Annotated in this window: 4 protein-coding genes; all 4 read right to left on the bottom strand. The window is 54.4% G+C overall.

Translation table 11 applies throughout. The features are described from left to right. Window positions 1-201: 201 nt before the first annotated feature. The gene (gene ribH, locus ADA01nite_RS06225) at window positions 202-669 is read right to left on the bottom strand and encodes a 6,7-dimethyl-8-ribityllumazine synthase (RefSeq protein ID WP_146809099.1); all 468 of its coding nucleotides are present in this window, start codon (window positions 667-669) and stop codon (window positions 202-204) included. Between the two features lie 116 nt (window positions 670-785). Beyond that, a complete protein-coding gene (locus tag ADA01nite_RS06230; RefSeq protein ID WP_146809100.1) occupies window positions 786-1979 on the bottom strand; it encodes a bifunctional 3,4-dihydroxy-2-butanone-4-phosphate synthase/GTP cyclohydrolase II in 1194 nt (397 codons plus the stop codon). A 23-nt stretch (window positions 1980-2002) separates the two neighbouring features. Next, on the bottom strand, window positions 2003-2656 hold the full coding sequence (ribE, locus tag ADA01nite_RS06235; protein ID WP_146809101.1) for a riboflavin synthase: 654 nt from the start codon (window positions 2654-2656) through the stop codon (window positions 2003-2005). Between the two features lie 5 nt (window positions 2657-2661). After that, the gene (gene ribD, locus ADA01nite_RS06240) at window positions 2662-3753 is read right to left on the bottom strand and encodes a bifunctional diaminohydroxyphosphoribosylaminopyrimidine deaminase/5-amino-6-(5-phosphoribosylamino)uracil reductase RibD (protein ID WP_146809102.1); all 1092 of its coding nucleotides are present in this window, start codon (window positions 3751-3753) and stop codon (window positions 2662-2664) included. Window positions 3754-3805 lie beyond the last annotated feature (52 nt).

The raw sequence follows: 3805 nt of genomic DNA on the forward strand, positions 1-3805 counted from the left end.
AAAAGTCAGCCGCTCTTCCCCTTATGTTCATGTCGGGGTTGTGGCTGAAAAGCTATGTTGGTTTTTTATAAAAATGCCGCAACTCATTCTACCATATGCCCGTAAACTGAGCAATTCCGGGGCTTCGACGATTTCCGTACAAAAAGAAAAACTCTACCCCGCAAGGCGAAGTAGAGAGGAGAGACTGCGATTTTTTAAAGCTTATTCGAATGTTTTGGTCAGATTGGCCATCTCAATCGCCGACGCGGCCGCTTCCCAACCTTTGTTGCCCGCCTTCGTGCCCGCGCGCTCGATTGCCTGTTCAATCGTGTCGGTCGTCAGTACGCCGAAGATTGACGGGACTCCGGTGGACAGTCCGATGGACGCGATCCCTTTCGCCGCCTCGTTGCACACGTAGTCAAAGTGCGGCGTAGAACCGCGGATGACGGTTCCAAGCGCAATGACCGCATCATACTTACCGGATTCGGCCATCTTTTTAACGATAAGCGGAATTTCAAATGCTCCCGGCACCCAGGCTACTTCTACATTATCTTCTTCTACGCCATGGCGCTTGAGCGCGTCCAGCGCGCCGCCCAGTAACTTGCTTGTGATGAACTCATTAAAGCGTCCGACTACAATCCCAATCTTTAGTCCTGTACCTACCAGATTTCCTTCGTATACTTTTGCCATGATATTTCCTCCAAATCTTATCATTTTTTATTTATATATCCAGCGTGGTTTGACGTTTAGAAAAAAGCAAGAAAGATGGAAATATGGATAACCGTTGGCATTCGTGTATCTCCAGCCTATAAATTCAGTAAATGTCCCAGCTTGCTTTTTTTAGTGCGCAAATATCGCTCATTGTCCGCCACCGCTTCCACCTGCAGCGCCACCCGCTCGACGACATGCAGGCCATAGCCTTCGATGCCTTTAATCTTACGCGGGTTATTCGTCAAGAGACGAATCTTGCCGACGCCCAAATCGGCAAGAATTTGCGCACCGATGCCGTATTCGCGCAGGTCGGCCGCAAACCCGAGCTTCTCGTTCGCCTCTACCGTATCAAGCCCCGCTTCCTGCAGCTTGTACGCTTTCAGCTTATTAATGAGGCCAATGCCCCGTCCTTCCTGGCGCATATACAAGATCACACCCTGACCCGCTTCCTCGATTTGTCTGAGTGCCGTATGCAGCTGCGGTCCGCAATCGCAGCGGCACGAGCCGAACACATCGCCGGTCAGACACTCGGAATGCACGCGCACGAGCGTCGGAATATCCGGGTTTAATTCCCCTTTTACTAGCGCTACGTGTTCTTTACCATCCGTTTCGTTCGTATAGGCCACCATGCGGAAACGGCCATATTCCGTTGGAAGCTCCACTTCGACCTCCCGCTTCACCAGCTTGTCGTGACGGGTGCGGTAGCGAATCAATTCCTCAATCGTAATCATCTTTAAGTCATGTTTTTCGGCAATTTGCACCAAATCCGGCACACGTGCCATCGATCCGTCTTCGTTCATAATCTCGCAGATGACTCCGGCCGGATAGCTTCCGCACAGGCGGGCCAGATCAACGGCCGCTTCCGTATGGCCGGCGCGGCGCAGCACGCCGCCTTTGCGGGCTATCAGCGGAAAGATATGGCCCGGGCGCCGAAAATCCGCGGGCCCGCTCGCCGGATTCAGCATCGCCTGTACGGTCTGTGCCCGCTCAAAAGCGGAGATCCCGGTCGTTGTCGTCGCTTCGTCGATCGAGACGGTAAACGCCGTTCCATGCAGATCGGTATTGCGGTCCACCATCGGCGCAAGGTTAAGCTCCGCTGCGCGCTCTTCCGTAATCGGCACGCACACCAGACCGCGTCCATGCGTGACCATGAAATTAATCATTGCCGCATCCGTTTTCTCCGCCAGCGCAATGAAGTCACCCTCATTCTCGCGGTCTTCGTCATCCACTACAATAATCGGTTTGCCCTGCTGTAAATCAAGCATCGCTTCTTCGATTGAATGAAACATAAGTCCCCACTCCTTATCTTGGCTTATTCGAGAAATCCGTGCTCGGCAAGAAAACTTTCCGTTAGAGATGAAGGGCGTGCTTTCCGCTCACGCCAGGTGAGGATTCGCTCAATGTATTTGCCGATCATATCGCATTCCAGATTGACCCGATCGCCCTTTTCTTTATACTGCAGCACCGTCTCGGCCAGCGTGTGCGGAATGATGGAGACGGAAAAACTGGTTTCCGTCACATCCACCACCGTCAGGCTAATGCCGTCAATCGAGATGGACCCTTTCGGAATGATATAGCGCAGCAGCCCATCCTCCGCCTCTACCTCATATAACACCGCGTTGCCGTATGGCCGCTTGTCTACAATGACGCCCGTACCATCTACATGCCCTGATACGAAATGGCCGCCGAACCGATCGCCCGCCGCCATCGCCCGCTCCAGGTTTACAGGCGATCCGGGACCGAGTGAGGCCAGACTCGTCTTCGCAAGCGTTTCCGGCATCACGTCCACCGTAAAATGCCGGGTGGAAAATTCGGTGACCGTCAAACAAATGCCGTTTACGGCAATGCTGTCGCCTAATTGGACATCGGTCAGTACTTTGTCTGCCGCAATCTCAAGCACCGCGGACGCATTTCCGCGTTTGATCGACCGAATAGTGCCGATTTCTTCAATAATTCCGGTAAACACGACATTCACCCCCACACCGGATAGCCGGTAATTTTGATATCGTCGCCAATCTTCTCGAATGAAACGTCCACAAGCGAGACGGCATCGTTCATCTCTTGAATGCCCAGACCGCCAAACGGAGTAGGTGCTCCTTGTCCTGCAACCAGCTTCGGGGCAACATAAGAGACAACCTTATCAATGGCCTGCGCATGCAGAAACGCGCTGTTGATCTGACTGCCTCCCTCTACCAGCAGCGATGCAATCTCCTGAGCCCCAAGCAGCGTAAGCAGACGGTCGATATCCACCTGTGCCTCGTTCCCCGTCGAAAATACACGAACGCCCATCTCTTCGAGCCGCTCCCATTTCAGCGGATCTGCACGCTCAGTAGTAAAAATCCACGTCGGTGCTTCACCGTCCGTCAGCACCTTCGCATCCAACCGAATGCGCAGCGTCGTATCAACAATGACACGTATGGGATTCTTGCCGCCCAGCGCCAGGCGCGTCGTCAACTGCGGGTCATCGGTCAGCACCGTATTGACGCCCACCAGAATGGCATCATGCTCATGACGCATCCGATGCACTTCCAGCCGCGCTTCTTCACCGGTAATCCAGCGGCTGCTGCCGGCATACGTCGCCACTTTGCCGTCAAGCGTCATTGCCGTTTTGACCGTCACGAATGGCTTACGCGTCGTAATGTATTTAATAAATACTTCGTTCAGCCGCTTCGCCTCCGCCTCACATACGCCCGTTAGCACTTCAATCCCCGCTTCTTCAAGCCGCGCGACGCCGCGTCCCGCTACCAGGGGGTTCGGGTCCAGCATCGCCACCACTGCGCTTTCAATCCCATGCTTAATCAGTGTATCCGCACAGGGTGGCGTACGACCATGATGGCTGCAGGGCTCAAGTGTTACATAGGCGGTCGCTCCTCGTGCCGCCTCACCGGCCATGCGAAGCGCCTGCACTTCCGCGTGCGCTTCTCCGGCCTTGAGATGGCTGCCCATACCGACAATCCGCCCGTCTTTGACAAGGACACAGCCGACAGCCGGATTTGGGCTTGTCTGGCCGCGGGCCGCTTCGGCGAGCCGCAGCGCCAGCTCCATATACTCCCTGTGTTCCATTCCGCTCCCTCCGTAAATGTAAGTTATGTTTAATGCAGAAAACCACCATGGC

Origin of the sequence: Aneurinibacillus danicus (assembly GCF_007991215.1) — a bacterium.
In the GTDB taxonomy this organism is placed as follows: Bacteria; Bacillota; Bacilli; order Aneurinibacillales; family Aneurinibacillaceae; genus Aneurinibacillus; species Aneurinibacillus danicus.

Coding starts and splice junctions, on each gene's coding strand:
- ADA01nite_RS06230 (WP_146809100.1), bottom strand. CDS start 1,979: ATGTTTCATTCAATCGAAGAAGCGATGCTTGATTTACAGCAGGGCAAA.
- ribD (WP_146809102.1), bottom strand. CDS start 3,753: ATGGAACACAGGGAGTATATGGAGCTGGCGCTGCGGCTCGCCGAAGCG.
- ribH (WP_146809099.1), bottom strand. CDS start 669: ATGGCAAAAGTATACGAAGGAAATCTGGTAGGTACAGGACTAAAGATT.